This window comes from Pricia sp. (assembly GCF_041745955.1).
In the GTDB taxonomy this organism is placed as follows: domain Bacteria; phylum Bacteroidota; class Bacteroidia; order Flavobacteriales; family Flavobacteriaceae; genus Pricia.
In genome coordinates this window covers 1-2,147 of sequence record NZ_JBGTHY010000463.1, presented here as the reverse complement: position 1 = coordinate 2,147, position 2,147 = coordinate 1, and the positions used below count along the sequence as shown (strand labels likewise).

The 2,147-nt window shown below is 41.1% G+C and carries 3 protein-coding genes and 1 pseudogene; 2 read left to right on the top strand and 2 right to left on the bottom strand.

Translation table 11 applies throughout. The features are described 5' to 3' along the window. A pseudogene (locus tag ACEW8S_RS16355) lies at positions 1–205 on the top strand (TonB-dependent receptor); the annotation flags it as partial. Between the two features lie 31 nt (positions 206–236). On the opposite strand, the gene bcp reads toward ACEW8S_RS16355, so the two are convergent. Further along, the gene (gene bcp, locus ACEW8S_RS16350; protein WP_373519188.1) at positions 237–689 is read right to left on the bottom strand and encodes a thioredoxin-dependent thiol peroxidase; all 453 of its coding nucleotides are present in this window, start codon (positions 687–689) and stop codon (positions 237–239) included. A gap of 48 nt (positions 690–737) precedes the next feature. Here bcp and nth point away from each other — a divergent pair, with 48 nt between their 5' ends. After that, positions 738–1,394 carry an endonuclease III gene (nth, locus tag ACEW8S_RS16345; protein WP_373519187.1) on the top strand — a complete coding sequence of 219 codons (657 nt, stop codon included), beginning with the start codon at positions 738–740 and terminating at the stop codon, positions 1,392–1,394. 441 nt (positions 1,395–1,835) lie between these two features. On the opposite strand, the gene ACEW8S_RS16340 is transcribed toward nth, so the two are convergent. Next, positions 1,836–2,147: sigma factor-like helix-turn-helix DNA-binding protein (locus ACEW8S_RS16340; RefSeq protein ID WP_373519186.1), on the bottom strand; the 312-nt coding region annotated here is incomplete at its 5' end.

The following is a 2,147-nucleotide window of genomic DNA, read 5'->3' as shown; positions in this document are numbered from 1 at the left end:
CTACAAGTTTTTTAAATATAACGGCAAGGTAATGGACATTATCGACTACGATACCGAAATCATGCATATATTTTCTAGGGACGTACTTAAGAAAATCATCAACGACGAAAAAGGATGGGAAGAAATGCTGCCCAAGGGTATTGCAAAGATCATTAAGGAAAAGAATCTTTTTACACGGAAATTGGTCAAGGCGGAGAAGGCGTAAGATTTTGCTGTTAAAAAAATCCCAAAACCTGTTATTTCAAAATCTGCGCCGCATGGGCCTTGGTCTTTACTTTGTCGATTACCTTTTCCACGACCCCATCTTCATCGAGTATAAAGGTAGTTCTGAGAAGTCCGTCGAATTCCCGACCCATAAATTTTTTAGGTCCCCAAACGCCAAAGGTGTCGATAACCGTATGGTCTTCATCGGCCAATAACGGAAAGGGCAAATCGTATTTGTTCTTGAAGTTTGACTGCTTTTTACCCGTATCTTCACTAACCCCCAAAAGTTCATAGCCGGCCGCTTTTAACTCCGAATAATTGTCGCGCAGATTACAGGCTTCCGCAGTGCAGCCCGGGGTATTGGCCCTTGGATAGAAGAAAACAATCAACTTCTGCCCACGGTAATCGGAGAGCTTTATGATGGTGCCATCTTGGTCTTTTGATAAAAATTCGGGAACTTGGTCGCCCACTTGCAATCTTTTCATAGCTACTTTTTATATTGGATTTGTAAATGGTAACGAAATTAAACAAAAATGACGAAAACCGAAAAGGTCGATTTCACGATACGGACTTTACAGGAAATCTATCCTGAAATTCCTGTTCCCCTTGCCCACAAAGATCCCTACAGCTTGCTAATCGCCGTATTGATGTCTGCCCAAAGCACCGATGTAAAGGTGAACCAGATAACGCCTTTGTTGTTTGAAAGGGCCGATAACCCGTATGATATGGTTAAACTATCCGTAGAAGAAATTCGGGAAATCATTAAACCGGTCGGACTCTCGCCCATGAAATCCAAAGGTATTCACGGACTTTCGAAAATCCTGATCGAAAAGTACGACGGGCAAGTACCCCAAGAAATGGAATTATTGGAAGAACTGCCCGCCGTAGGTCACAAAACGGCGAGTGTAGTGGTATCCCAAGCGTTCGGAATTCCCGCTTTTCCCGTAGATACCCACATACATCGCCTGATGTACCGATGGGGATTTTCGAACGGCAAAAATGTGGTACGGACCGAAAAAGATGCCAAACGTCTTTTTCCCAAAGGACTTTGGAACGACCTGCATCTTCAGATTATCTGGTACGGTCGGGAATATTGCCAAGCAAGGGGCTGGAATTTGGACAACGATATAATTACGAGCACCATTGGAAGGAAGTCGGTCTTGGACGACTATTATCTTAAAAGGAAATAAACCTTACCTCGAAAGGAACACCTTACCTCAAGAGGAACACCTTACCCCGAGAAGAACAGCTCAAATTGAAAGGATCATCTCAAATTGAAATGAACATCTTCTAATTTTGAAGCAAAATTTAGTGATGGGACAAAAGCACATCGCCATGCTCCTACGCAAAAAAATTGCAACCGGCGCATGGAAATAAGCGTAAAGCGATAAAGCCTTAATTCAAATTATTCTCAAATCGAAAATTTTGATATTTCACGATATAAAGCGATTTAGAAAAACCCAATAAAAACTGTACGGTTTCAGGCCTTGCTGTAATGTTTTTACCTTTCTCAAGGTTTTCAGAGTAGATTTTTTCCATAATAGTAGCTTTGTTATACAACAATAACGCAACTACATCTGAAATATTGTCGAAATAAAGGACAAGATGTAAATTCTATGGAAATAAATTTATTAATTGGTCAATACGATGTTGTTTTTATCGATGATCTTGCGAAGGTTGATCAGCGCATAACGCATTCTTCCCAAAGCGGTATTGATGCTAACCCCTGTATTTTCAGAGATTTCCTTAAAGCTCATGTCCTGGTAGATGCGCATAATCAAGACCTCTTTCTGGTCATCGGGCAGTTCTTCGACCAGATGTTGTAAATCTGCAGTAATCTGATCTTGAATGAGCTGTTTTTCGGCATTGAGTTTATCGTCGCCGATTACCGAGAAAATATTAAAATCATCGCTACCCTCGAACATCGGCATCCTTTTGTTCTT

Coding starts and splice junctions, on each gene's coding strand:
- nth (WP_373519187.1), top strand. CDS start 738: ATGACGAAAACCGAAAAGGTCGATTTCACGATACGGACTTTACAGGAA.
- bcp (WP_373519188.1), bottom strand. CDS start 689: ATGAAAAGATTGCAAGTGGGCGACCAAGTTCCCGAATTTTTATCAAAA.